Origin of the sequence: Tsukamurella pseudospumae (genome assembly GCF_001575195.1) — a bacterium.
Classification (GTDB): domain Bacteria; phylum Actinomycetota; class Actinomycetes; order Mycobacteriales; family Mycobacteriaceae; genus Tsukamurella; species Tsukamurella pseudospumae.
In genome coordinates this window covers 42091-65471 of record NZ_LSRF01000057.1, presented here as the reverse complement: position 1 = coordinate 65471, position 23381 = coordinate 42091, and the positions used below count along the sequence as shown (strand labels likewise).

18 protein-coding genes are annotated in these 23381 nt (G+C 71.7%); 6 read left to right on the top strand and 12 right to left on the bottom strand.

The features are described 5' to 3' along the window. Positions 1 to 30: 30 nt before the first annotated feature. Positions 31 to 1596 (bottom strand): amidophosphoribosyltransferase, encoded by a 1566-nt coding sequence (gene purF / locus AXK60_RS17275; RefSeq protein ID WP_068573028.1) that lies wholly within the window; start codon positions 1594 to 1596, stop codon positions 31 to 33. A gap of 103 nt (positions 1597 to 1699) precedes the next feature. Here purF and AXK60_RS17270 point away from each other — a divergent pair, with 103 nt between their 5' ends. Beyond that, positions 1700 to 2080: a sterol carrier family protein gene (locus tag AXK60_RS17270; protein ID WP_068573026.1), complete on the top strand. Its 381-nt coding sequence runs from the start codon at positions 1700 to 1702 to the stop codon at positions 2078 to 2080. Positions 2081 to 2089: 9 nt separating this feature from the next. On the opposite strand, the gene AXK60_RS17265 is transcribed toward AXK60_RS17270, so the two are convergent. Then, positions 2090 to 3127 (bottom strand): LacI family DNA-binding transcriptional regulator, encoded by a 1038-nt coding sequence (locus tag AXK60_RS17265; RefSeq protein ID WP_068573024.1) that lies wholly within the window; start codon positions 3125 to 3127, stop codon positions 2090 to 2092. 126 nt (positions 3128 to 3253) lie between these two features. Between AXK60_RS17265 and AXK60_RS17260 the strand changes: the two genes are divergently transcribed. After that, the gene (locus tag AXK60_RS17260) at positions 3254 to 4738 is read left to right on the top strand and encodes a purine-cytosine permease family protein (RefSeq protein WP_068573022.1); all 1485 of its coding nucleotides are present in this window, start codon (positions 3254 to 3256) and stop codon (positions 4736 to 4738) included. Beyond that, positions 4735 to 6342, top strand: a complete 1608-nt coding sequence (locus tag AXK60_RS17255; RefSeq protein WP_068573020.1) for an amidohydrolase — start codon at positions 4735 to 4737, stop codon at positions 6340 to 6342. The genes AXK60_RS17260 and AXK60_RS17255 overlap by 4 nt, the downstream gene beginning before the upstream one ends. Before the next feature lie 11 nt (positions 6343 to 6353). On the opposite strand, the gene AXK60_RS17250 is transcribed toward AXK60_RS17255, so the two are convergent. Beyond that, positions 6354 to 7049 (bottom strand): hypothetical protein, encoded by a 696-nt coding sequence (locus AXK60_RS17250; RefSeq protein WP_068573017.1) that lies wholly within the window; start codon positions 7047 to 7049, stop codon positions 6354 to 6356. Between the two features lie 77 nt (positions 7050 to 7126). Then, positions 7127 to 7840, bottom strand: a complete 714-nt coding sequence (locus tag AXK60_RS17245; protein ID WP_068573015.1) for a hypothetical protein — start codon at positions 7838 to 7840, stop codon at positions 7127 to 7129. Between the two features lie 141 nt (positions 7841 to 7981). Here AXK60_RS17245 and AXK60_RS17240 point away from each other — a divergent pair, with 141 nt between their 5' ends. Further along, entirely contained in the window at positions 7982 to 9490 is a 1509-nt protein-coding gene (locus AXK60_RS17240) for a glutamate-cysteine ligase family protein (protein WP_068573013.1), read from the top strand. A gap of 8 nt (positions 9491 to 9498) precedes the next feature. Here the strand turns inward: AXK60_RS17240 and AXK60_RS17235 are convergent, their stop codons facing one another. Both AXK60_RS17235 and AXK60_RS17230 read right to left on the bottom strand, forming a co-directional pair. Then, the gene (locus AXK60_RS17235; RefSeq protein ID WP_068573011.1) at positions 9499 to 10842 is read right to left on the bottom strand and encodes a TIGR01777 family oxidoreductase; all 1344 of its coding nucleotides are present in this window, start codon (positions 10840 to 10842) and stop codon (positions 9499 to 9501) included. 41 nt (positions 10843 to 10883) lie between these two features. After that, on the bottom strand, positions 10884 to 11720 hold the full coding sequence (locus AXK60_RS17230) for an SAM-dependent methyltransferase (RefSeq protein ID WP_217491791.1): 837 nt from the start codon (positions 11718 to 11720) through the stop codon (positions 10884 to 10886). Between the two features lie 63 nt (positions 11721 to 11783). Between AXK60_RS17230 and AXK60_RS17225 the strand changes: the two genes are divergently transcribed. Next, positions 11784 to 13085 carry a sensor domain-containing diguanylate cyclase gene (locus AXK60_RS17225; RefSeq protein ID WP_068573007.1) on the top strand — a complete coding sequence of 434 codons (1302 nt, stop codon included), beginning with the start codon at positions 11784 to 11786 and terminating at the stop codon, positions 13083 to 13085. Positions 13086 to 13203: 118 nt separating this feature from the next. Here AXK60_RS17225 and AXK60_RS17220 read toward each other — a convergent pair whose 3' ends face one another. Further along, positions 13204 to 14655 carry a carotenoid oxygenase family protein gene (locus AXK60_RS17220; RefSeq protein WP_068573005.1) on the bottom strand — a complete coding sequence of 484 codons (1452 nt, stop codon included), beginning with the start codon at positions 14653 to 14655 and terminating at the stop codon, positions 13204 to 13206. Positions 14656 to 14709: 54 nt separating this feature from the next. On the opposite strand from AXK60_RS17220, the gene AXK60_RS17215 reads away from it, so the two are divergent. Then, positions 14710 to 15432, top strand: a complete 723-nt coding sequence (locus AXK60_RS17215) for a TetR/AcrR family transcriptional regulator (RefSeq protein WP_068573003.1) — start codon at positions 14710 to 14712, stop codon at positions 15430 to 15432. Here AXK60_RS17215 and AXK60_RS17210 read toward each other — a convergent pair. From AXK60_RS17210 to AXK60_RS17190, 5 genes are all read right to left on the bottom strand, one after another. After that, a complete protein-coding gene (locus AXK60_RS17210) occupies positions 15429 to 16841 on the bottom strand; it encodes an amino acid permease (protein WP_068573002.1) in 1413 nt (470 codons plus the stop codon). The two genes, AXK60_RS17215 and AXK60_RS17210, sit on opposite strands and share 4 nt — an antisense overlap. Further along, entirely contained in the window at positions 16841 to 19108 is a 2268-nt protein-coding gene (gene purL, locus AXK60_RS17205; protein WP_175400058.1) for a phosphoribosylformylglycinamidine synthase subunit PurL, read from the bottom strand. The genes AXK60_RS17210 and purL overlap by 1 nt, the downstream gene beginning before the upstream one ends. 22 nt (positions 19109 to 19130) lie before the next feature. Further along, positions 19131 to 20963 carry an adenylyl-sulfate kinase gene (gene cysC / locus AXK60_RS17200; protein WP_068572998.1) on the bottom strand — a complete coding sequence of 611 codons (1833 nt, stop codon included), beginning with the start codon at positions 20961 to 20963 and terminating at the stop codon, positions 19131 to 19133. 61 nt (positions 20964 to 21024) lie between these two features. After that, on the bottom strand, positions 21025 to 21981 hold the full coding sequence (cysD, locus tag AXK60_RS17195; protein ID WP_082778088.1) for a sulfate adenylyltransferase subunit CysD: 957 nt from the start codon (positions 21979 to 21981) through the stop codon (positions 21025 to 21027). Between the two features lie 384 nt (positions 21982 to 22365). Beyond that, complete coding sequence (locus AXK60_RS17190) at positions 22366 to 23289, bottom strand: IclR family transcriptional regulator (protein ID WP_068572996.1); 924 nt, start codon at positions 23287 to 23289, stop codon at positions 22366 to 22368. Positions 23290 to 23381: the final 92 nt, after the last annotated feature.

Below are 23381 nucleotides of genomic sequence, written 5' to 3'. Positions count from 1 at the left end.
AGGCCCCCGCCGGACTGCGCGGCAGCCCCGTCAGGGACGCCGGAGAGCCGATGCGTTGTCGTTGTCGGCCTGCAGCGGGTCGCCCTCCGCGGCGCCCGCCTTGAGCATGTTCTCCAGCACGGCCTTGCCCATCGACGTGGACTCGGGCAGCGGGATCGGGTAGACCCCGTCGAAGCAGGCGCGGCACATCGACTCGCCCTCGTGCTCCGTCGCGGCGGTCATCTCGTCCAAGGAGATGTAGCCCAGCGAGTCGGCGCCGATCGCGGCCCGCACGGACTCGACCATCGCCTCGAAGGAGTCTGCGCCGCCGCCGTTGGCGATGAGCTCCGCCGGGGAGGCGAAGTCGATGCCGTAGAAGCACGGCCACTTCACCGGCGAGGACGCGATGCGCACGTGGATCTCGGCCGCACCCGCCTCGCGGAGCATGCGGATCAGCGCACGCTGGGTGTTGCCGCGCACGATCGAGTCGTCGACGACGACGAGCCGCTTGCCGCGGATCACTTCCTTGAGCGGATTGAGCTTGAGCCGGATGCCCAGCTGGCGGATGGTCTGGCTGGGCTGGATGAAGGTGCGGCCCACGTAGGCGTTCTTCATCAATCCCTGGCCGTAGGGGATGCCGGACTCCTGCGCGTAGCCGACGGCCGCCGGGGTGCCGGACTCCGGCACGGGGATCACCAGGTCGCCGTTGGCGGGATGCTCCCGGGCCAGTCGGCGGCCGATGTCGACACGGGTCGAGTGCACGGACCGGCCCTGGATCACGGAGTCGGGCCGGGCCAGGTAGACGTACTCGAAGATGCAGGTCTTCGGCGTCGGCTGGGCGAAGCGGGTGGACCGCACGCCGTCCTCGTCGATGGCGAGCAGTTCGCCCGGCTCGATGTCGCGCACGAACGACGCGCCGACGATGTCGAACGCGGCGGTCTCGGAGGCCACGACCCAGCCGCGGTCCAGACGGCCGAGGGACAGCGGGCGGACGCCGTGCGGGTCGCGCGCCGCGTACAGCGTGTGCTCGTCCATGAAGGTCAGGCAGAAGGCGCCCTGCACCGTGGGCAGCAGCTCCATCGCGGCCTGCTCCAGCGTGCGGTCGGCCGCGGCGTGGGCCAGCAGTGCCGTCAGGATGTCCGAGTCGGAGGTGGCGGCGTTCCGACCGCCGGCCACGCCCAGTTCGGCGGCACGCGTCGCCAGTTCGGCGGTGTTGACCAGGTTGCCGTTGTGGCCGAGCGCCACGCCGTTGCCGGCGCTGGTGGTACGGAAGATCGGCTGGCTGTTCTCCCAGGTGGTGGAGCCGGTGGTCGAGTAGCGGCAGTGGCCGATCGCGACGTGTCCGGGCATCGAGCTCAGCGTCTGCTCGTCGAACACCTGGCTCACGAGACCCAGGTCCTTGAACACGAGCACCTGCTGGCCGTCACCGACTGCGATGCCCGCGGCCTCCTGGCCGCGGTGCTGCAGGGCGTACAGGCCGTAGTACGAGAGCTTCGCCACGTCCTCACCGGTGGCCCAGACGCCGAAGACGCCGCACTCCTCCCGGGGCTCGCGCTCCTGCCCGTCATCGAGGGGACCGGTGGTGGAATCGACGACGGTGAGCGGAAGCTGCTGCACGGCTACTCCTGGGGCTGGCTGGGGGCGGGCCTCATTCGATTGTAGGACCGATTCGGTAGTTGGAACGAATCGGTGAGTAGGTTTCTTCCGGAAGGACGGTGTGATGGCGAAGACGATCGACCCCGCGGAGATGCGCGCCGCGGTGCTGGCCGTACGGGACTGGCTGACCGACGACGAGGCACCCGAACCGCCCCGACGCACCGTCGCCGCGGCGGTCAGGTCGACCGCCCGCACGCTGGCGCAGGACGCCCCCGGCGGGTCGGTGGAGGTGCGGGTGCCGCCCTTCGTCGCGGTCCAGTGCGTCGACGGTCCGCGGCACACCCGCGGCACGCCCCCGAACGTCGTGGAGTGCGCGCCGCGCGTGTGGCTGCGGCTGGCGACGGGCCTGGTCACCGTCGACGAGGCGACGGAAGCCGCCGACCTGATGGCCAGCGGCTCCCGTGCGGGCGAGATCGCCCGGTACCTCCCCGTCCTGCGCCTGTAGCGGAGGAGGTCAGTACGCCGTCGATCCGCGGGGCACGAGCCGGCCGACGCCGGGCGGCAGGGCGGGCGGATCGGTCCCGCGCAACGTGGCGATCAGCGTCGTCACCGCTCGGCGCGCCAGTTCCTCGGGCTGCAGGTCGACGGCGGTGAGGTCGGCCGCGCGGGCCTCCTCGGCGTCGGAGCCGACCGCGATCCGAACGGCGCCGGGCACCTCGTGGCCGAGTTCCCGCAGCCGTGCGACCGCCCCGACCGCAGGCGCGGCGGCGAGGCAGAACAGGGCGTCGGGGGCACCGTCGACCCCCGGGACGGAACCGGGCGGAAACCATCGGTCCACGGCGTCCCGTCCGGCCTCGACGCCGATGGAGTCGACGTGCCGCACCACGCGAGCGGGCATCCCGCGGGCGGCACACCACCGGCGGTAGACCTCGACGGACCTCAGTGACCACTCGTCCCGCTCGTCCGCGGCCAGGAAGGCGATCTCGCGGGCGCCCGCGGCGACGAGGTGCTCGAGCACATCGACGGTGAGCCGCTCGGTCTCGATCCCGACGTGTCCGGGGGCGTCGTCGTCCCAGGTCCCGTCGTCGCGTGGGGGCAGTCCGACGGTGACGCAGGGCGTCCCGATCCGCTCGCACAGGTCGATCAGCGGGTCGTCGAGGGTCGGCTCGGTGAGCAGTATCCCCTCGGCCGCGAGGGCGGCGGACGGCGCGTCGTCGCGCGCGGGGTCGCCGACGAGCATGAGGCAGTACCCCGCGTCGAGCGCGGCCATCGCCGCCGCCCCGGCGAGCCGGAGGAAGTAGTCCACGCCGGTCAATTGATCCGGCGCGATCCGGTCCAGCGGACGCGCGACGAGGGCGAGCACGCTGAGCCGGTTGCGCCGCAGCCCCTGGGCGAGCACGTCGGGCCGGTAGCCGAGCTCGTGCGCCGCGGCCCGCACCCGCTCGCGCGTCTCGGCGGCGACCACGCCGTTACCGCTGAAGGTGTGCGAGACCGTCGTCACCGAGACGCCGGCGCGGCGCGCGACGTCGGCGATCCGAGGCCGGGTGCTCATGCGGTTCACGGTAGCCCCTCGAGAAAAATCCGCCACACTCTTGTCCAAATCGTTTTGGAAACTTAGCGTGATCCAGGCCACACCCCGTCGCCGCCTGCGGCGCTACCGATCCCCCGTGGAGGCCCGATGACGCCGACCCAGCCGACCCCGCACCCGGTCCCCGTCCCCGTCCCCGTCCCCGACGACGTGTCCGCCGCCCCCGGCGCGGCCCGCCCCCGGGTCGAGGCCCACGGCATCGACGTCATCCCCGACGCCGAGCGACACGGCCGCGCCCGCGACCTGTTCCTACTGTGGTGCGCCCCCAACATCAACTACCTCGGCTTCGTGGTGGGAGCGGCGCTGGTCCTCATGGGCCTCGAGCTGTGGCAGGCCGTTGCCGTCGCGGTTGCGGGCAACCTGTTCGCAGTGGTCACCGGCATCGTCGCGGTCCCGGGCCCGGCGTCCGGCACACCGAGCCAGGTGACCACCCGCGCGATGTACGGGGTGCGCGGCAACCGCGTCGCGATCGCGGTCAACGGCTGGTTCGTCTCGGTCTGCTACATCGCGATCAACTGGGCCGCGGCCGCAGCGGTCGGCTACACGCTGCTGCAGCACTTCGACCTTCCGGTGAACACCCCGGTCAAGCTGATCGTGATCGCCGCGATCGCCACGGCGACGGTGACCGTCGCGATCTTCGGGCAGGGCATGATCAGCCGCCTCTACCCGCTGCTGTCGCTGACCCTCGGCGTCGTCTTCCTGGTCATGTGCGGCTTCGTGTTCGCCCGCGCCGACCTCGGCTTCAGCCAGTCGACGCCGCTGCACGGCTTCGACCTCTGGATCGCCGTCTTCGGCGGGCTCACGCTGGTCGCGGCGTCCCCGCTGTCGTACACGATCAGCTCCGACTTCGCCCGGTACCTGCCCGCGTCCACCAGCCCCGTCTCCGTCGCGGCGGCGACGGCCCTCGGGAGCGCGATCCCCGGCGCCGTGCTGGTCTCCGTCGGCGCCCTGGCCGCGACCGCGGTGGACATGTCCGATCCTCAGGCGGGCCTCATCTCGCTGATCCCGTCGTGGTTCGTGCCGATCTTCCTCGTGGCGGTGATCGTCAGCACGGTGTGCAACAACGCTCTCACCTCGTACAGCGCCGGCCTGGCTCTACAGTCGGTGGGCGTGCGCCTGACGCGAGCGCGCGCGGTCGCCGCGAGCGGCCTCCTCGGCGCCGTGCTCACCCTGTACGCGCTGTTCGTGTCCGACTTCCTGGGTGCGGTCAGCAGCGCGCTGTCGATGCTGGTGGTGCTCGTCGGCCCGATCATGGCCGTGTACGTGACCGACATCCTGATCCGCCGCAACCGCTACGACGGGGTCGCCCTCAGCGACGAGTCCCACCGGTCCGCGTTCTGGTACACGGGCGGGGTGAACGTCGCCGGTGCGGTGTCCGTCCTGGCCGCTGCGGGCCTGGCGCTGCTGGCCTCGCACACCGTCGAGTTCCGGGGCCCGATCGCGACCGCCCTCGGCGGCATCGATCTCTCGCTGCCCGTCGGCGTGATCGTCGCCGCCGGCCTGTATCTACTGCTCACCCACCTCGTCTACGGCCTCCCCGGCCGCGGCGCCGCCCCGAAGGAGACCGACCGTTGATCCACTACCGGAACGGGCGGGTCGTCACCGTCGACCCCGAGAACCCGCACGCGCAGTCCCTCGTCGTCGACGGTCCGCGTCTGGCCTACGTCGGCTCGGACGACGGTGCCGCCGCATTCGCTCCGGACGCTGAGGTCCTCGACCTCGACGGCGCGCTCGTGCTCCCGGGCTTCGTCGACGCCCACACCCACCTCGTCGAGATGGGGACGGCGCTGAGCAGCCTCGACCTGCTCGACGTCCGCGACGCCGCCGATCTGCAGGACCGGCTGCGCACGTTCGCCGCCGAGCGCGGCGACGCCGAGCGGCTGATCGGCGGACGCTGGCTCCTCGGCCCGCTCGCGGGTCGCGCGCCGGACCGGCACCTGCTCGACGCGGCGGTCCCGGACCGGCCCGTCTACCTGCACTCCAACGACATGCATTCGATGTGGGTCAACACCGCCGCCCTGGCCGAGCTCGGCGTCGACGCGGAAACGCCCGACCCCGTCGGCGGGACCATCGTGCGCGACGATGCCGGGGCCGCGACCGGCCTGCTCCTGGAGATGGCGGCCCTGGGCCTGGCGAGCGACTTCCTCGCCGCCCGGGTGACCGACGGCGACCGCGACGCCGCGCTGCGCACCGCGATCGACGCCTACCTGCGCACCGGTGTGACCGGCGCCGTCGACATGGCGATGCGCGCCGAGGACCTCGCGGCGCTCGAGCGGACGGCCGCGGCGGGAACGCTCGGGATGCGGATCGCCGCCCACTGGCTGATCGTGCCCACCGGCGATACCGAGCAGGACCTGGCGCAGGTCCGGGAGGCGGTGGCGCAGGCGGAACGGCTGCAGGGCGGGCCGATCCGCATCGCCGGGATCAAGATCATGGTCGACGGGGTGATCGACAGCTGCACGGCCGCGATGCGCGCGCCCTTCGCCGACGGCACCCGGCCCGGCGCGATCTGGCCGCTCGCCGAACTCGAGCCGGTGGTCCGCGCCGCCGACGCGGCCGGCCTGCAGGTCGCGATGCACGCGATCGGCGACGCCGCTTCGGACATCGCGCTCACGGCCGTCGAGCGGGCGATCGCCGCGAACGGCCCGCGCGACCGACGGCACCGCCTCGAGCACCTCGAAGTGGTCGGCGAAGACAGCATCGCCCGCCTTGCCGCGCTCGGCGTGGTGGCCTCGATGCAGCCCGTACACGCCGATCCGGCTATCCAGGAGACCTGGCGCGCGAGCCTCGGCGATCATCGCTGCGAGCGCGGCTACCCGTGGCCCGAGATCACCGCGGCCGGGGCCCGGCTCGCGTTCGGCTCCGACGCGCCCACCGCGCCGCACCCGCCGCTGCCGAACCTGTTCATCGCGTCGACGCGGCACTCGGCGATCGATCCGTCGCTGCCGCCGAACCTGCCGCATTACGCGTTGCCGCTGGCGCAGGCCCTCGCCCATGCGACCGGCGACTCCGCGTACGCGTGTCGGTGGGAGGACGAGACGGGCGTACTGGCCGCGGGTCTCGCCGCCGACTTCGTCGTGCTGGACACGGACCCGTTCACGGAAGGCCCCGACTCGCTGCTCACGGCACAGGTGCGGCGCACCGTCGCAGGGGGCGTCACGCGCTGGTCGGCCGAGTAGCCCGGCCGGCGTCAGCGGGCCGTGCGCACCTTGTTCGTGGCGGCAGTCAGCGCCTGCGCGAACCCGGCACGGTCGACGGTGGCCGGCGCCTCGCCGCCCACGGCGGTTCCGACGAGCAGAACGCCGTAGCCGCGCACCTGCTGAGCACCGATGATCTGCTCCTGCTTGATCGGATGCACCGTGCCCTTGACGGTCACGGTGCCGGTCGAGCGTGCCAGCACCGTCTTCGCGCCCGACGGCGCCCCGGGCAGGCTGACGACACTGCTCCGGACGTCCATGACTGCGGACCCGTCTCGCACGGGGAACTCCATGTGCACCGTCTCGCAGCCCTTCGGGATGACGGTGGCGTTGTCGATCCGGTTGTGCGTCAACATCTCCGAGATGCCGGTCTGCTTCGCCTCGTTCAGGGCGACCACTATGGGCGTGCCGGCGGCCCGCTGGATCGCGCTGCGGGAGACCACCGGCATGCACTGCGCGGGCGTGACCTTGGCCGCGGTGAGGGCGTCGCCGACCTTCGAGGTGATATCGCCGAACTCGTTCGCGGAGACCTTCTCGACCCGGTAGCCCGCGGGGAACTCGCCCTGCGTCAGCAGGAGCTGCGCGGCCGGAGTGGCGGGCGTGCCCGGGTCAGCGGACGCGATGCCGGTGGGCACCGCGAGGGCGGCGACCGCGAGCGCCGTGACGGCGGAACGACGGAACGTGCGCATGAGAGATCCTCTGGTCGACGAACGATTCGGCGTCAAGAATAGTTCATCCCCCATGCGCACTGTCGAACTTCTGTTGCCTACTTCGCGGTACGCACCTTGTCGACCGCCTTGGTGAGGGTCTGCGCGAAGCCGGCCCGGTCGAGGCGGCCGCCCTGGGAGCCGGAGGCGGTCACGACGACGGTGTAGCCGCGGACCTGGTTGACGCCCTCGATCTGGTTGACGTTGACGGCGCGCTCCTTGCCGGGCTTGCCGTCCTTGCCGTTGATGGTCACGGTGCCGGTGCCCTGCGTCGCGATGACGGTGGTGCCGGCGGGGACGCCCGCCACGGAGACCTGCGAGATCTTGATGTTGATGAGCGCCTTGGCCGGGACCTGCTCGGACGGCTGCAGCTCGACCTTGACGTTGCTGCAGTTCTGCAGCGCGGCGGCGTTGACCGCGGCAGGCTTGGCGGAGAGCACCTCGACGAGGCCGGTCGTCGTGCGGTCGCTGAACGCGCTGACCATCGGGAGGTCGCTGGCGTGCTGCTGCAGTGCGGACACCTTGGGAGCGCACTCCGCCGGCGTCACTGTGACCTTGCTCTGGAACTGGTTCAGCGGCGCGATCATCTCGAGCCGGTCGGCGACCGAGAAGGGCATGACCTCGTAGCCGGCCGGGAACTCGCCGTCGGCGAGCAGGAGCTGGTCGACGGGGGTGGTCGGCGCGCCGGCGGGATCCGCCACGGCGACGGCCGCCGGGGCGACGAGGGCGACGACGGCCGTGCCGACGGCGAGCGTGTTCCGGAGAGTGCGCACGTGAACTCCTAGCGTGTTTGCAGTGTCGAAGGACACTGTCGGTGGTGACACTGTAGCGAAATGCGTTGCGATCGCGAAGTGCGGTTCCGGGATGCCCCGATTCCGCCCGCGCGCCGCGCGGGTTCTGCCAAGCTGCGAACCATGGGTGCCGATGTCGATGCCAGGGTGTTCACACGCGAGGACCGGATGCAGTTCCGCCGCCAGGTCCAGCGCGGGACGGACGCCATCGCCCGCATGCTCGCCGAGGGCCTGTTCATGGACGACGGTGCGCCGCCGGAACCGCTGCTCGGCATGGAGGTCGAGCTGAACCTCGTCGATGACGAGATGGAGCCGGCGATGGCCAACGCGGACGCGTTGGAGGCCATCGCCGACCCCGACTTCCAGACCGAGCTGGGTCAGTTCAACATCGAGATCAACGTGGCGCCGCGACCCTTCGTGGACCAGAACACGCTCAATCTCGAGGATTCGCTGCGGGATTCGCTCAACCGCGCCGACGAGCGCGCCCGGGCCGCCGGTTCGAACCTGGTGATGATCGGCATGCTCCCCACGCTGGAGGAGGAGCATTTCGGCAAGCAGTGGTTCTCGGCGAACCCGCGCTACGACCTGCTCAACGAGCAGGTCTTCGCGGCCCGCGGCGAGGACATCGAGATCGACATCGAGGGCGCGCCGCTCCCCGGCGCCGTCGTGGGCGAGCGGCTCGACATCACCTCCGACACGATCCTGCCGGAGGCGGCGTGCACGTCGCTGCAGCTGCACCTACGAGTGGCGCCGGAGGACTTCGCGGCGCACTGGAACGCCGCGCAGGCCATCGCGGGCGTGCAGGTGGCGATCGCCGCGAACTCGCCCTTCCTCGCCGGCAAGGCGCTGTGGCACGAGACGCGCATCCCCCTGTTCGAGCAGGCCACCGACACCCGCCCGATCGAGCTGCGCAACCAGGGAGTGCGGCCGCGCGTGTGGTTCGGCGAACGGTGGATCACGTCCACCTTCGACCTGTTCGAAGAGAACACCCGCTACTTCCCGGCCCTGCTACCCGTGTGCAGCGACGTCGACCCGCTGGAGGAGGTCGCGGCGGGCCGCTCCCCCGAGCTGCCGGAGCTCCGGATGCACAACGGCACCGTCTACCGCTGGAACCGCCCGGTGTACGACGTCGTCGACGGGCACGCCCACCTGCGTGTCGAGAACCGCGTGCTGCCCGCCGGCCCGACGGTGGTGGACACGATGGCGAACGCCGCCTTCTACTACGGCGTGGTCCGGGCACTCGTGGAGGCGGACCGTCCGATCTGGACGCAGATGAGCTTCGACGCCGCGACGGAGAACCTGCACTCGGGCGCGCGCGACGCCTTCGACGCCGGCCTGTACTGGCCGAACGTCGGTTGGATCCGGCCCGACGAGCTGGTCCTGCGCCGACTCCTCCCGCTCATGGACGCGGGCCTGAAGTCCTACGGCGTGGGCTCGCGCTCGCGGGAGCGGTACATGGAGGTCCTGCAGGGCCGCTGCATCACCCGCCAGGCCGGTTCGAGCTGGCAGCGCGCCGCCGTCGCCGCACGCGAGGAGGCCGGCGAGACCCGGCACCAGGCGCTGCGCGGCATGCTCACCGACTACGTCCAGCTCATGCACGAGGGCAAGCCGGTCCACACCTGGGAGGTCTGACCGGCGGCTCAGCCCAATAGGTGCCGCAGTGCGCCCTCGATCGTGGGATGCCGGAAGACGTGTCCCCGCTCCTCCAGCACCGCCGGCCGCACCCGCTGCGACGCGAAGGCCAGATCGTCGGCGCCCTCGCGTCCGAGGAGCAGCGCGGGCCCGAACGACGGGACGGGCAGCACCGTCGGCCGATGCAGGGCCCGCCCGAGGGCCCGGGTGTACTGCGCATTGCGGACCACGCCCGGCGCGACGGCGTTGACGGGGCCGGACAGGCCCGTGTCCCACAGTGCGCGGTGGTAAAGGTCGACGAGGTCGTCGATGCCCACCCACGGCTGCCACTGCCTGCCGTCGCCGAGGCGCCCACCGAGGCCCGCCCGGAACAGCGGAAGCAGCATCCCCAGAGTGCCGCCCCGCGGCGACTGGACGATGCCGGTCCGCACCGTGACCACGCGCAGGTCGCCCCCGGCGCCGTCGTGCGCCGCGTCCTCCCACTGCCGCACGACCTCGGAGAGGAAGTCCGGTTCCGTCGGCGTCGCCGATTCCTCGGTCAGTACCTCGTCGCCCCGGTCGCGCCCGTAGTACCCGACGGCCGACGCGCTCACGAACACCGGCACGCCCGCCTCGGCCGCGGCTCGGGCGAGCAGGCGCGTGGGCTCGACGCGGCTCCCGACGATCGTGTCCTTGTGCGCCTGCGTGAACCGGCCCGCGATGCTCGCGCCGGCCAGGTGGATCACGGCGTCCACGCCCTCCACCACCGCCGGGTCGGGCGCCGACGGGTCCCACCGGCGCTCGTCGGGCCCCGTCGGATCGTGCCGGACCAGCGAGATCACGCGGTGCCCGCCCGTGCTCAGGAACGCGGCGAGGTCGGTGCCGACGAGTCCGGACGTGCCCGTCACGGCCACCGTCGAGGGGGCCAGCCCGGCCTCTGAGGCCCGACGGTGCGCCGCCAGGTCACCCTCCAGCCTGCGGTACCGGAAGTCGATGGTGCTCGCGAGCAGTGCCTCGGGCACCGGAGTGGACACCTCGTCCGAGACGCGCGTGCGCCCCTCGTCGACCGGCTCGACGTCGTGCACGTGCCGCCACGGGAGGACGCCGGCCGGGAGCGAACGCACGCCGTCGGCCGTCACCTCGTCGACGAAGCGGCGACCGGGAACGTAGGCCTGCGGGTCGTGCCGCGCCAGCCACCGCAGGCCGCCCGGCAGGCCGAGCACCGTCGTGCCATCCGCGAGTGAATCCGCCTGGGAGACCGGTCGGATCGGCACCCAGGGCGCCATCAGCCTGCTGAACGCGCCCGGCCGCGAGAACCAGGCGAAGACCTCGTCGACGGGGAAGTCGATGATCGCCGAACGCCGAATGCCCATGGATCCACGCTAGCCCCGGATCCGCTCCACCGCACGGCTCGTCAGACGACCCGCGCGAGCCCCACGTAACCGAAGTCGCAGTGCAGCTGCGCCTCCGTCAGCGGGAACTCCGGTCGCCACCTGCCGTAGCGCACCAGGCCCGGATCCACCAGCTCCATCCCGTCGAACCACGAAGCGATCTCCGTGCGCGGACGCACGTACAGCGGGGACTGCGTCGACGCGTACCTGCGCCGCACCCAGTCCAGCTCGGCGGAGATCTCGGCGTGTGCGGAGTCGTCGGAGACCTGGGAGAGCGCGAGACAGCTGCCCGGCGCCAACGCCTCGCGACAGCGCAGCAGCAGTTCCGCCGGCCCGGCCTCGTCGGGGACGAACACGAAGCCCCCCACCACGAGGACACCGACGGGGCGGTCGAAATCGATGAGCCCCCGGGTGACCGGATGGTTCAGAACGGCGTCCGGGTCACCGATGTCGAGTTTGAGCACGGCGGCGTACGGATCGTCGCCGATCAGTTCGCGGCCGAGCTCGTAGGCGATCGGCTCCTGATGGATGTACACGGCGCGCGCATCCGGGTTCGCGAGGCGGGCCAACTCGTGGACGGAACCGCCACCCGCCCCGATGCCCGATCCCAGGTCGAGGAACTGGTCGACGCCGGCCGCGGCCATCGTCTGCACCGCGCGTCGCGCGAAGGTCCTGGCGAGACGGGCTCCGAGCGCCCAGTGCGGCGCGGCGCGGGCGATCTCCTCCCCGGCCTCCCGGTCCACGGGGAGGTAGCTGGTGCCGCCCAGGAAGTAGTCGTACAGGCGCGAGCCGTTCGCCCTGTCGACGTCGAGCAATTCCGGTACCGACGTGCCATTCGATCCTTGTTGAGATTCCATCATCGATGTAAGAATCTAGCCGATCGCACGTAGTATGGAACTGCTGTCGGTCGACGAGGAGGGGCAATGCCGGACTCGTCGTCGCCGCTGGGATTCCTCGCCCGCGGCGAGTCCGTCGTGACGCTGCTCGTGGACGAGTTCCTGATGGCGATCGCCGACGACGTCTACCTTCCGCTGCCCGTGTCGACGGTCCGCGCGGAACTGCTCACGGCCTTCCAGCGCATGATCGCCGCTCTCACCGCCGACGAATTCGACCCGGCCGTGGGCCGCGATGCCGGGAGGCTCCTGGTGTCGTTGCAGATCACCGTGCCCGAGGGCGCCGCGGCGGGCGGCCGAGCGATCGCCGCGCTCCCGGATGCGCTGTCGCGGGAACCGTCGGCGGAGGCGCGGCGACGCAGCGCCCTGATCCTCGCGGAGTACACCGCCGGCTACGCCGAAGCACTCACCCGGCGGATCATCGACGGGCAGGCCGTCGTGCACCGTGCGGCCGAGCGGGCCCGACGGTCCGCCGAGGAGGGCGAGCGCCAGGCCGAGGCGCGCCTGCGGATGATGTTCGAGCACGCGCGACTCGCGGTCTTCGTCGCCGACGAACAGGGCGTGGTGCTGTCCGCGAGTCCGATCATGCGCGATCTGATCGAGGCGAACCGCGCGCGGATGGGAGGCGCGGGCGACGACATCCTTCCGCTCCTGTCCGACGATCCGGACGAGGTCACGCGCGCATTGCGGACGCTGGCCCTCGTCGACGAGGAGAAGGCGACCGTGTTCCTCGAGGCGCACGGGGTGCTGATCGGGGACCGTCGGGGCGTGGTCCGCTGGGCGACCAGCCGCACTCCCGTGCGCGACGCCAGACCGGCGATGATCGTCGGGGTCGGCCACGACGTGACCGAACTGCACGCCCGGCAGATGACGCTCGATCACCTCGCCCATCACGATGCGCTCACCGGCCTACCGAACCGTCGCTCCCTCACCGCGGACCTGCAGTCGTTACCCGCACCCGCGGGGTTCTGCCTCATCGACCTCGACGGTTTCAAGCGGATCAACGACCTCCTCGGCCACTCGGGCGGCGACGCGCTGCTCGCCGCGGTCGCCCGCCGGATGGAGGATGCTCTGGGCGGAACCGGGCGGCTCTACCGCGTCGGCGGCGACGAGTTCGCCGTCCTCGTCGCTCCCCCGTTCCAGCCGCGCGACGCCGCGCAGTTGGTCCATCGGACGCTGCGCCGGCCGATCGAGGTGATCGACGGTCCGCCGATCACGATCGGCGCCAGTATCGGCACGACCGTAGCACCGGTGGGGACGAGCACCGTCGAGGAGCTGATCGCCGCCGCGGACACGGGTCTCTACCGGTCGAAGGAAGCCCGTCGGGCCTGAGGTCTCCACAAACACCGGCCTGACCGCTCCATAAATACCGGCCTGAAGTCTCCACAAACACCGGTCTGAACGATCCACGAACACCTCGCTGCGCGCGGCCCCTGCCCCGGAGCGGGGATCAGGTCGTGGGCAACCAGTTGCCGTGGAACCCGGCGGGCACCTGCTGGGGCAGGGCGATGGAGGCGATGTCCTCGAGGGTCTGCGCGTCGAGTACCGCGAGCCTGGTCGAAGCCTCCCGACGGTCGGTGACCAGGCCGAGGAGGGCACCGTCGGCCTGGGAGGCGGTGGTCGAGGAGGGAACGAACACGAACTCGCCCAGCGAGACATCGGCGCCGAACCGCCGGACCGTGGGCTCGCCGCCGGTGGCCGGGACGCGGCCGAGGAGGCCACCGAACAGCTCGGTGGTGTCACTGCCGACCACCCAGCCGTCGGTGTGCGCGGCGGTGAGGTAGCGCTCGTCGATCCGCGGGAACTCCACCGACGCGTCCCAGAGCATCTCCCGCTTACACACGCGCGCAGCGGGATCGAGTGTCCACCGCTCCAGGTGCTGCCCGCCCTCGGTGGGGCCGCGGCGGTCGTCGTCGAAGGTGCGGTCGTGCACGACGAGGTCGACGACGACCCTGCCGTCCACGTCGTGCGCGTTCATCGGGTGGTACACGTAGCAGGGGTCGACGTCGATCCAGACGACATCGGCGTCGCCACCGTCGCGCGGCATGATGCCCACGCGCGGCCGGTAGCCGGGGTCCCACCGATAGGGAAGCGGACCGGACCCGTTGCGCGGCAGCCGGTGTGCCATCGGACCGGGCATCGGGACGCGGCCGATGATCGCGCCCAGGGCGAGCGCGGCGAGCGGGCGCAGCGGCCCGGGCACGGCGCGGGACACCGCGGCCCGGGTGTCGAAGGTGACGGGCAGGTCGTACACGATCACGGAGCTGCGGGTGAGGGAGAGGGCGTGCATCATCGGGCTGCCGCCGACGGTGATGTCGACGGTGCGCCGCGCCCGCCCGTCGGTGCCGATCACCGAATACTGAACCGTGTCTCCGCGACCGAAGTTGTACGAGATCGCGTGCAGCTCACCGGTCTCCGGATCCTCGATGGGGTGGGCGGTGTAGCCGCCGCGGATCGTGCCGTCGAAGTCGCAGACGTCCAGGGTGTCGAGTTCCTCGGAGAGATCCGCGCAGGCGAGCCCCGCCTCGACGAGCGCCAACGTGCGGCCCTGCCAGCCGATCACGTTGGTGTTCGCGCCCGTTCCGTGCAGGAAACTGCGCCCCTCCTCCGACGGTGCGCGGCGCCCGAGCCGGCCGGCGACGGCGCCGGAATCGACCCAGCGGTTGCGGTACCAGAGGGCTTTGCCGCCGGCGAGGCGGATGCCGTGCACCATCCCGTCGCCGGTGAACCAGTTGTAGGTGTCCGGATCGACGTCGGCGATCGGGTTGGGGCCGTTGCGGAGGTAGCGGCCGTCCAGCCAGTCCGGCAGCGCGCCGCTGATCTCGAGGTCGTGCTCCGTCAGTTCGGACCGGACCGGCGCGTACTCGCCGGCGAGGTAGGGGTTGGTGGTCGTGGTGGTCATGGGAACCTCCGAGACTTGCCTATAACGGTGTTATAGAGAGACCATAACGCCGTTATGGACGACGTGCAACCCCCCGCCGACCGAGCGGACCTCCAGGAGAAGCTGCTCTCGATCGCTCACCGCATCGTCGACGAGGAGGGCGTGGACAAGCTGACGGTGCGCCGCCTCGCGGCCGAGGCCGGGGTGTCCACGATGGCCGTGTACACCCGCTTCGGCAGCGTCGGCGCGGTGGCGGCGGCGGTCCGGGAGCGCGGCTTCGGCGAGTTCGCCGATCTCATGGAGTCGGTGGGCGAGACCGAGGACCCCCTGTCCGACCTGTACCTGCAGTACCTGCTCTACCTGCGCTTCGCCGCCGGGCACCTGCACCTGTACAGCCTGATGTTCCAGTACACCTCACCCGAGTGGGCCGCCGGCCAGCGCGCGGAGCTGCTGCAGCACGCGGCGCCCGCCGAGACTCCCGAGGGCAGTCGCTCGTTCGGCGCCATGCTGCGCCGGGTGGAGCGCGCGTATCCCGACGCCGACGCCGCCACGACCGGGGTCCGGGCGGGCGAGGCGTGGGCGAGCGCCCACGGCGTCGCGATGCTGGGGATGGCAGGCCTCCTCGGTCCCGAGGCGCTGGACGCTGTCGCGGGCAGCATGGCCGTCGCCCTCGCCGTCGGTCACGGCGCGCGTCGCCTCGACGCGGCGGAGGCCTCGATGACCCGCGCTCGCCGGCGCCTGGCCGACGAGCACCCCGGCGGCGAGCGCACGGCCGACGACGAACGCCGCGCGGACTAGCGCCGACCGGGCGAGCCGACCCCGGCACCGTCGGGCGACGACCTGCGGGCGTGCAGCGTCCCGACGCCCCAGAGCACGAGCACCACGACGGCGGTCGAGAGGACCTGTTCCCGGACATCGTCGTTGAGCACGGCCAGCACGACGATGCCCAGCAGCACCACGAGCACTGCCCACGACAGGTACGGGTAGGCCCACATCTTCAGCGGCAGCCGGGTGCCGTCGCGCTCGGCGCGGCGGCGCAGCACGATCTGCGAGGCGATGGTCGCGAGCCAGGTGACGATGAGCGTGGACCCGACGACGGCCAGCAGGCGGTCCAGCACCTCGGAGCCCCAGATGTACGTCGCGGGCACCGCCAGGAAGCCGATCGCGGAACTCGCGAGCACCGCGAGGACGGGGACGCCCGAGGAGTTCGCCCGCCCCGCGGCGGCGGGTGCCATGCCGCGCTCGGCCAGGGAGTAGAGCATCCGCGAGCTGCCGTAGAGGTTCGCGTTGAGCGAGCTGAGCAGCGCGATCACGATGACCGCGCCGAGCGTCGTGCCCACGGCCGGCAGCCCCGCGACATCGAGCACGGCGACGAAGGGCTTCTCGGCGACTGCGGGATCGCTCCACGGCAGGGCCAGCAGGATGACGGCCACGCTGCCCACGTAGAAGATGAGGATCCGCCACACCGTGGCGCGGATCGCCCGCCCGACGGTGCGCTCCGGGTCCTGCGTCTCGGCCGCCGCGACGGCCACGATCTCGATGCCGCCGAAGGCGAAGGCGACCACGAGCAGGGCCGCGACGACCCCGCTGATGCCGTGCGGCGCGAAGTCCGACAGGTTGCTCAACCCGGGCGTCGGCGCCGAGGTCCAGCCCAGGAGGAACCCCACCCCGACGACGAGGAAGAGGCCCACGAACACGACCTTGATGAGCGAGAACCAGAACTCGAACTCGCCGAACCCGCGGACCCCGGCCAGATTCAGCCCGGTCAGCGCGACCATGAAGATCAACGCCCACAACCACACCGGCGGCCCGCCGGGCAGGAGCCCGTTCAGGATCGCCGCGGCGGCGACGGCCTCGGCGGCCACGACGAGGCAGAGCTGTACCCACCACAGCCAGCCGACCGCGAAGCCCGCCCCGGGGCCCAGCGCCCGCCCGGCGTAGTGCGAGAACGCTCCGGGATTCGGGTCCGCCGCGACCATCTCGCCGAGCATCCGCATCACGGCGATCACGACGAGGCCCGCCACCGCGTAGGCGATGAGCACCGCCGGCCCGGCGGCCGCGATGCCCTTGCCGGAGCCCACGAACAGCCCGGCGCCGATCGCGGAGCCGAGGCTCATCATGATCAGGTGCCGGGCGCGCAGGCCCGCGTGCAGGCCGGGACCGGCGGGCACGGCCGCTTCCGTGTTCTCGCCCGACGGTGCCGCCATCAGCCGAACAGTGCGGGCAGGGTGCCCTCGTGCGCGGCGCGCAGGTCGGCCAGCGTCACGGTGAACCGGCCCTGGACCTCAACCGAGTCGCTGCCCTGGTCGACCACGCCGATGCGGACGGCCGGCAGCTCCCGGGCGGTGCACATCGCGGCGAACCGGGTCTCCTCGGTGCGCGGCACGGCCACGAGCACGCGGCCCGCCGACTCCGAGAACAGCTGCACGAACGCGTCCGATCCCTCGGGCAGCAGCAGGCGGCAGCCGGTCTCGCCCGCGAGGGCGCCCTCGACCACGGCCTGCCACAGGCCGCCCTCGGAGAGGTCGTGCGCGGCGGAGACGAGGCCGTCTCGCGACGCGGCGGTGAGCACGTCCGCCAGCAGCTTCTCGCGCTGCAGGTCCACCTTCGGCGGCACGCCTCCGAGGTGGTCGTGCTCGACCTGCGCCCAGATCGAGCCGTCGAACTCGTCGCGGGTGTCGCCGAGCAGGTAGAGCGTCTCGCCGGGCTCCGTGCCGAGCCCCGTCGGGATGCGGCGCCGCACGTCGTCGATCACGCCGAGCACGCCGATGACGGGCGTGGGCAGGATCGCGGTGGAGCCGGTCTGGTTGTAGAAGCTGACATTGCCGCCGGTCACGGGGATGCCGAGCTCAACGCAGCCGTCGGCGATGCCGTGCACGGCCTGCTGGAACTGCCACATCACGCCCGGATCCTCCGGCGAGCCGAAGTTGAGGCAGTCGGTGACGGCCTTCGGCGTGGCGCCGGTGACGGCGACGTTGCGGTAGGCCTCGGCGAGCGCGAGCCGGCCGCCCTCGTACGGGTCGAGGTAGGTGTAGCGGCCCGACGCGTCGGTGGACAGCGCGATGCCGCGCTGCGTGCTCTCGTCGATGCGGATGACGCCGCCATCGGCGTGCTCGGCGAGCACGGTGTTGCCGCGCACGTAGCGGTCGTACTGCTCGGTGATGAATCGGCGGGAGCACAGCGCCGGCGAGGCGAGCAGCTTCAGCGCGGTGGCGCGCAGCTCGTCGTCGGAGGCGGGGCGGCGCAGGCCGGCGGTGGTGTCGGCGATGAGCGCGTCCATGAACGCGGGACGCTCGACGGGGCGCTCGTACACCGGACCGTCGTGGGCGATGGTGCGGGCGGGGGCGTCGACGACGGTCTCGCCGTTCCACGCGATGACGAGGTGCTCACCGTCGGTGACCTCGCCGATCACGGTGGCGAGCACGTCCCACTTGGCGCAGACGGCCATGAAGGCGTCGACGTTCTCCGGGGTCACCACGGCGCACATGCGCTCCTGCGACTCGGACGAGAGGATCTCCGCGGCGCTCATGCCCTGCGCGCGGCAGGCGACCTGGTCGAGGTCGATGAACATGCCGCCGTCGCCGGCCGCGGCCAGCTCGGAGGTGGCGCAGGACAGGCCCGCTCCGCCGAGGTCCTGGATGCCGACGACGAGCTTCTCGCGGTAGAGGTCCAGGCAGCACTCGATGAGCACCTTCTCCATGAACGGGTCGCCCACCTGCACCGACGGCAGTTTCTTGGGCTTCTCGTCCGCGTCGAAGCTCTCGGAGGCGAGGACGGAGACGCCGCCGATGCCGTCGAGGCCGGTACGGGCACCGAACAGGATGATCTTGTTGCCCTTGCCGGAGGCGAAGGCCAGGTGCAGGTCCTCGGTGCGCAGCACGCCGGCGCACAGTGCGTTGACCAGTGGGTTGCCGGCGTACGAGGCGTCGAAGACGGTCTCGCCGCCCACGTTGGGCAGGCCCAGGGAGTTGCCGTAGCCGCCGACGCCGCGCACCACCCCGTCGAGCACGCGACGGGTGTCCGGCGCGTCGGCCGGGCCGAAGCGCAGCTGATCCATGACGGCGATGGGGCGCGCGCCCATGGCCATGATGTCGCGGACGATGCCGCCGACGCCGGTCGCGGCGCCCTGGTAGGGCTCCACGTACGACGGGTGGTTGTGCGACTCGACCTTGAAGGTCACGGCCCAGCCGTCGCCGATGTCCACGACGCCCGCGTTCTCGCCGATGCCCGCGAGCATGGTCGAGCGCATCTCGTCGGTGGTGGTCTCGCCGAAGTAGCGCAGGTGCACCTTGGAGCTCTTGTAGGAGCAGTGCTCGGACCACATCACCGAGTACATGGCGAGCTCGGCGTCGGTGGGGCGGCGACCGAGGATCTCGCGGATCCGCTGGTACTCGTCGTCCTTGAGTCCGAGCTCGCGGTACGGCTGGTCGACATCGGGCGTGGAGGCGGCGTGGGTCACCGTGTCTACGTGCACCAGCCCAGTTTAGACGGGTGATTCACGGCCGGAGTTTCAGCCAGCGATCGAGCACCACCAGCGCCTGTTCCGCGGGCTCCCCGTCCTCCGGCCGCAGCACCAGTTCGGGCCGCTCCGGCGCCTCGTACGGCGCGCTCACGCCGGTGAAGTCGGCGATCTCACCCGCCCGTGCCTTCGCGTACATGCCCTTGGGGTCGCGTTCGGCGCAGAGGTCGATGGGCGTGTCCACGAAGACCTCCACGAAGGGCAGGCCCGCCTCCTCGTGCTGGGCACGGATCCGATCACGGTCCTCCCGGTAGGGGCTGATCAGCGACGCGATGGCGACGGTGCCCGCGTCCGCGAGCAGCTGCGCGACGGCGCCCACCCGGCGCACGTTCTCGGCGCGGTCCGCGGCGGAGAAGCCGAGGTCGGCGTTGAGGCCGTGCCGCAGGTTGTCGCCGTCGAGCCGGTAGGCGGGGATCCCCCGGGCCACGAGGAGCCGCTCGAGTTCGCACGCCACCGTCGACTTGCCCGACGCCGACAGCCCCGTCAGCCAGACGGTGCCGCCGCGGGTCGCGCGCTCCTCGCGCGTCACGGCCGCGCCGTGCCAGACCACGGCGCTGGCCTTGAGCGTCGGCCCCGAGATCATCCCCGCGGCCACGGTCTCGTTCGTCTGCGGGTGCACCAGCACGAAGCTGCCCATGGTGCGGCCCCGGCGGTAGGGGTCGAACAGCACGGGCCGGCGCGCGATCAGCTGCACGCGGCCGATGTCGTTGAGCCCGAGCTCGGCCGCGTCCTGGTCGCGGTGCAGCGTACTGGTGTCGAGCCGGTAGTCGAGCGCCTCCACCCGCACGAGGTCCGAGGAGTGCGCGTGCAGCATCCGGTACTCCGCGCCCGCGGTCAGTCGCGCGGTGTCGGAGAACCAGCAGATCGTGGTGTCGAGGTCGGTCGCCGTCTGGGGCCGGTTCGCGGGCCGGCACAGCACGTCCCCGCGGCCCACGTCGAGGTGGTCGGCCAGGCGCACGCACGCGGCCTCGCCCGCCTCGAGGCGGTCCGCGGCCGCGCCGCCGGGCCGGTAGAGCTCGGCCACCGTCGTGGTGAAGCCCGACGGGAGCGCCACCACCTCGTCGCCGACGGCGAACGCCCCGGAGGCGACGGTGCCGGCCACGCCCCGGAAGTCGCTGTCGCGGGGGCGGATCACGTACTGCACGGGCAGGCGCGCGTCGATGAGGTTGCGGTCGCTGACCACGTGCACGTTCTCCAGGTGGTAGAGCAGCGACGGCCCGTCGTACCAGGGGGTGTTCGGCGAACGCTCGGTCACGTTGTCGCCCAGGAGGGCCGAGACCGGGATGGCCTCCACGTCGTGCACCTCGAGCTTGGCGGCGAACTCGGCGAACTCGGCGCGGATCGCGTCGAACCGGCCGCGGTCCCAGTCGACGAGGTCCATCTTGTTCACGCACAGCACCACGTGCTCCACGCCCAGCAGCGAGGTGAGGAAGGTGTGCCGGCGGGACTGCCGGGTGAGCCCGTGCCGGGCGTCGACGAGGATCAGCGCCACGTCGGCGGTCGACGCGCCGGTCACCATGTTGCGCGTGTACTGCTCGTGTCCGGGGGTGTCGGCGAGGATGAACTTGCGTGCGGCCGTGGCGAAGTAGCGGTGGGCCACGTCGATCGTGATGCCCTGTTCCCGCTCCGCCCGCAGGCCGTCGGTGAGCAGCGCGAGGTCCACGCCCTCCTCGCCGCGGGCCCGCGTCGTCGCCTCGACGGCGCTGAGCTGGTCCTCCAGAACGGATTTCGATTCGTAGAGCAGGCGCCCGATGAGCGTGGACTTGCCGTCGTCCACACTGCCAGCCGTCGCGATGCGCAGGATCTCCATCAGAAGTACCCCTCTCCGGTCTCCGCGACCACGGAGCCAGTCACCAGAATTCGCGCATTCATCAGAAGTAGCCCTCCTTCTTGCGGTCTTCCATCCCGGCCTCGGAGATCCGGTCGTCGGCGCGGGTGGCGCCGCGCTCGGTGATCCGGGTCGCGGCCACCTCGGCGACGACGGCCCCGGGGGTGGCGGCGAGGGATTCGACGGCGCCGGTGCACGTCGCATCGCCGACGGTGCGGAACCGCACGGTCCGGACCTCTGGCGTCTCGCCGGGCAGAACCTCGACGAGCGGCCCCGTCGAGAGCAGCATCCCGTCGCGCTCGAGCACTTCACGCTCGTGCGCGTAGTACAGCGGGGGCAGGTCGATCGACTCGGCGGCGATGTACTGCCAGATGTCGAGCTCGGTCCAGTTCGAGAGCGGGAACACGCGGATGTGCTCCCCCTTGGCGTGCAGGCCGTTGAAGATGTTCCACAGTTCGGGCCGCTGGGCTCGGGGATCCCACTGCCCGAAGCGATCCCGGAAGCTGAAGATCCGTTCCTTCGCCCGCGCCTTGTCCTCGTCGCGGCGCGCGCCGCCGAACGCGGCGTCGAACCCGTGCTCGGCGATGCTGCGCAGCAGGGTCGCGGTCTGCAGCCGGTTGCGGGTGGCCCCGGGCCCCGTCGGCTCCACGACGGCACCGGAGTCGATGTCGTCCTGCACACTGCCGATCACGAGGCGCAGCCCCATCCGCTCGGCCATCACGTCCCGGAAGGCGAGCACCTCGTCGAAGTTGTGACCCGTGTCGATGTGCATGACCGGGAAGGGGATCGCGGCCGGCCAGAAGGCCTTCGCCGCGAGGTGCAGCATGACCACCGAGTCCTTGCCGCCCGAGAAGAGCAACACGGGATGCTCGAAGGTGGCGGCCACCTCGCGGAAGATGTGGACGGCCTCCGCCTCGAGACGTCGCAGGTGATCCACCGCCTCGGGCGGCACGTCGGTGTCTGCCGCGCCGCGGGCGGTCGTGGGCGTCGGTGACGACATCGCTCCTCCGGTTCATATTTGGACCAATTCGGTCCATTTGTGATACTCGGAGAGTAGAACGCGTTCTCGCGCCCTGTCAACGCCCCGGCTTGCGACCCCCGATTCGGATGCGCAGACGCTCCGGTCTTCACACCCGGAACGCCGACCGGCGGCGCTGTTCACACCCGATCTGATGCTCCGCGGGTTCCAACACACCAGTTCTGCGCGGGTACACCCGGCGTGCAGGGTGTACCCGCGCAATCCGGGTGTTGTCGGGCGCTCACACCCGGTTTGCCCGCCGCCAGGGCTGTTCACACCCGGATTGCCTGCGGCAGGGGTTCTTCACACCCGGATTGCCCAGCGCTCCGGTCTTCACACCCGTATCGCCCGGATCATCACCCCGACTCACCGCCCCGGCTTGCGACCCCCGATTCGGACCGTCACCCTGTCGGCGGCGGCGATCAGCGCCGAGGCGCGCTCGTCGATCGCGCGCCCGTCGAGCTCGTCGCTCACGTAGAGGCTCGCGACCATCGCCTGTGCGCCGTCGGCGTCGTAGACGGGCGCGGAGATCACGCTGACGTTCCGGGTCTCCCCCGGCGCATCCGCCTCGCCGCGCAGATGGACGCGGTCGCCGATGCCGGCGACCACCTCGCCGAGCAGGGCCCGCAGCTCCGCAGGGATGTCGCCCGGGACGCCGGCCATAAGGCGGTACAGCTGCTGGCCCGCAGGGGTAAGAAGTTCCACGAGGTAGCCGTCCGCCCGGCACGCCTCGATGACCCGCGCGAGCCGGTCACCGTCGGCCCGGATCCGATCCCGGGCGAGCCAGCGTTCGAGCCGACCCGTCCGGTCCCAGAGCACGTACATCAGCCCGATCGGCGGCGTGAACGGATAGCTGTCGCCGACCTTGACCATCGCCGGGCGCCCCGGGTCGACGGCCACGTCGAGCACCGTCACCCGGTCCCCGACGACGCCGGAGAGCGAGACCGGATGCCCGAACGCCTCCCAGAGGCCGGCCAGGATGTCGCCGCCCGCGGGGTCAGCGCGCAGCGAGGTGCGGGCCGCCCGGCCCAGCGGGATCAGCGCGGGCCCGAGCCGGTAGGTCTTGTCCCGCTCGTCGCGCAGCAGATAACCGGCCTCGACCAGGGTCGTCGCGATCCCGAGGCAGGTCGGCTTGCTCAGACCAACCCGCCGGGCCAGCTCGGAGAGACCGAAGCGCTCCTTCTCGTGCCGGGCCAGGAACTCCAGGACCGCGACCACGCGGCCCGCGGGCGGCGACGTGCGCCCGGCCGCGGGCGCGGCATCCTCCGGCGCCTGCTCCACATCCGTCATCCGCACTCCTTGACACTCGACGATCGGTCCGCCTACGGTCTGAAACAGGTTCTACCGCATTGGTCCATATTTGTACCACTATCGGAGGTGGG

What these genes read in the sequence shown, in the direction of transcription:
- AXK60_RS17270 (WP_068573026.1), top strand. Translation starts at nt 1,700, where the DNA reads ATGGCGAAGACGATCGACCCCGCGGAGATGCGCGCCGCGGTGCTGGCC.
- AXK60_RS17265 (WP_068573024.1), bottom strand. Translation starts at nt 3,127, where the DNA reads ATGAGCACCCGGCCTCGGATCGCCGACGTCGCGCGCCGCGCCGGCGTC.
- AXK60_RS17260 (WP_068573022.1), top strand. Translation starts at nt 3,254, where the DNA reads ATGACGCCGACCCAGCCGACCCCGCACCCGGTCCCCGTCCCCGTCCCC.
- AXK60_RS17250 (WP_068573017.1), bottom strand. Translation starts at nt 7,049, where the DNA reads ATGCGCACGTTCCGTCGTTCCGCCGTCACGGCGCTCGCGGTCGCCGCC.
- AXK60_RS17240 (WP_068573013.1), top strand. Translation starts at nt 7,982, where the DNA reads ATGGGTGCCGATGTCGATGCCAGGGTGTTCACACGCGAGGACCGGATG.
- AXK60_RS17235 (WP_068573011.1), bottom strand. Translation starts at nt 10,842, where the DNA reads ATGGGCATTCGGCGTTCGGCGATCATCGACTTCCCCGTCGACGAGGTC.
- AXK60_RS17230 (WP_217491791.1), bottom strand. Translation starts at nt 11,720, where the DNA reads ATGATGGAATCTCAACAAGGATCGAATGGCACGTCGGTACCGGAATTG.
- AXK60_RS17225 (WP_068573007.1), top strand. Translation starts at nt 11,784, where the DNA reads ATGCCGGACTCGTCGTCGCCGCTGGGATTCCTCGCCCGCGGCGAGTCC.
- AXK60_RS17220 (WP_068573005.1), bottom strand. Translation starts at nt 14,655, where the DNA reads ATGACCACCACGACCACCAACCCCTACCTCGCCGGCGAGTACGCGCCG.
- AXK60_RS17215 (WP_068573003.1), top strand. Translation starts at nt 14,710, where the DNA reads ATGGACGACGTGCAACCCCCCGCCGACCGAGCGGACCTCCAGGAGAAG.
- AXK60_RS17210 (WP_068573002.1), bottom strand. Translation starts at nt 16,841, where the DNA reads ATGGCGGCACCGTCGGGCGAGAACACGGAAGCGGCCGTGCCCGCCGGT.
- cysC (WP_068572998.1), bottom strand. Translation starts at nt 20,963, where the DNA reads ATGGAGATCCTGCGCATCGCGACGGCTGGCAGTGTGGACGACGGCAAG.
- cysD (WP_082778088.1), bottom strand. Translation starts at nt 21,981, where the DNA reads ATGTCGTCACCGACGCCCACGACCGCCCGCGGCGCGGCAGACACCGAC.
- AXK60_RS17190 (WP_068572996.1), bottom strand. Translation starts at nt 23,289, where the DNA reads ATGACGGATGTGGAGCAGGCGCCGGAGGATGCCGCGCCCGCGGCCGGG.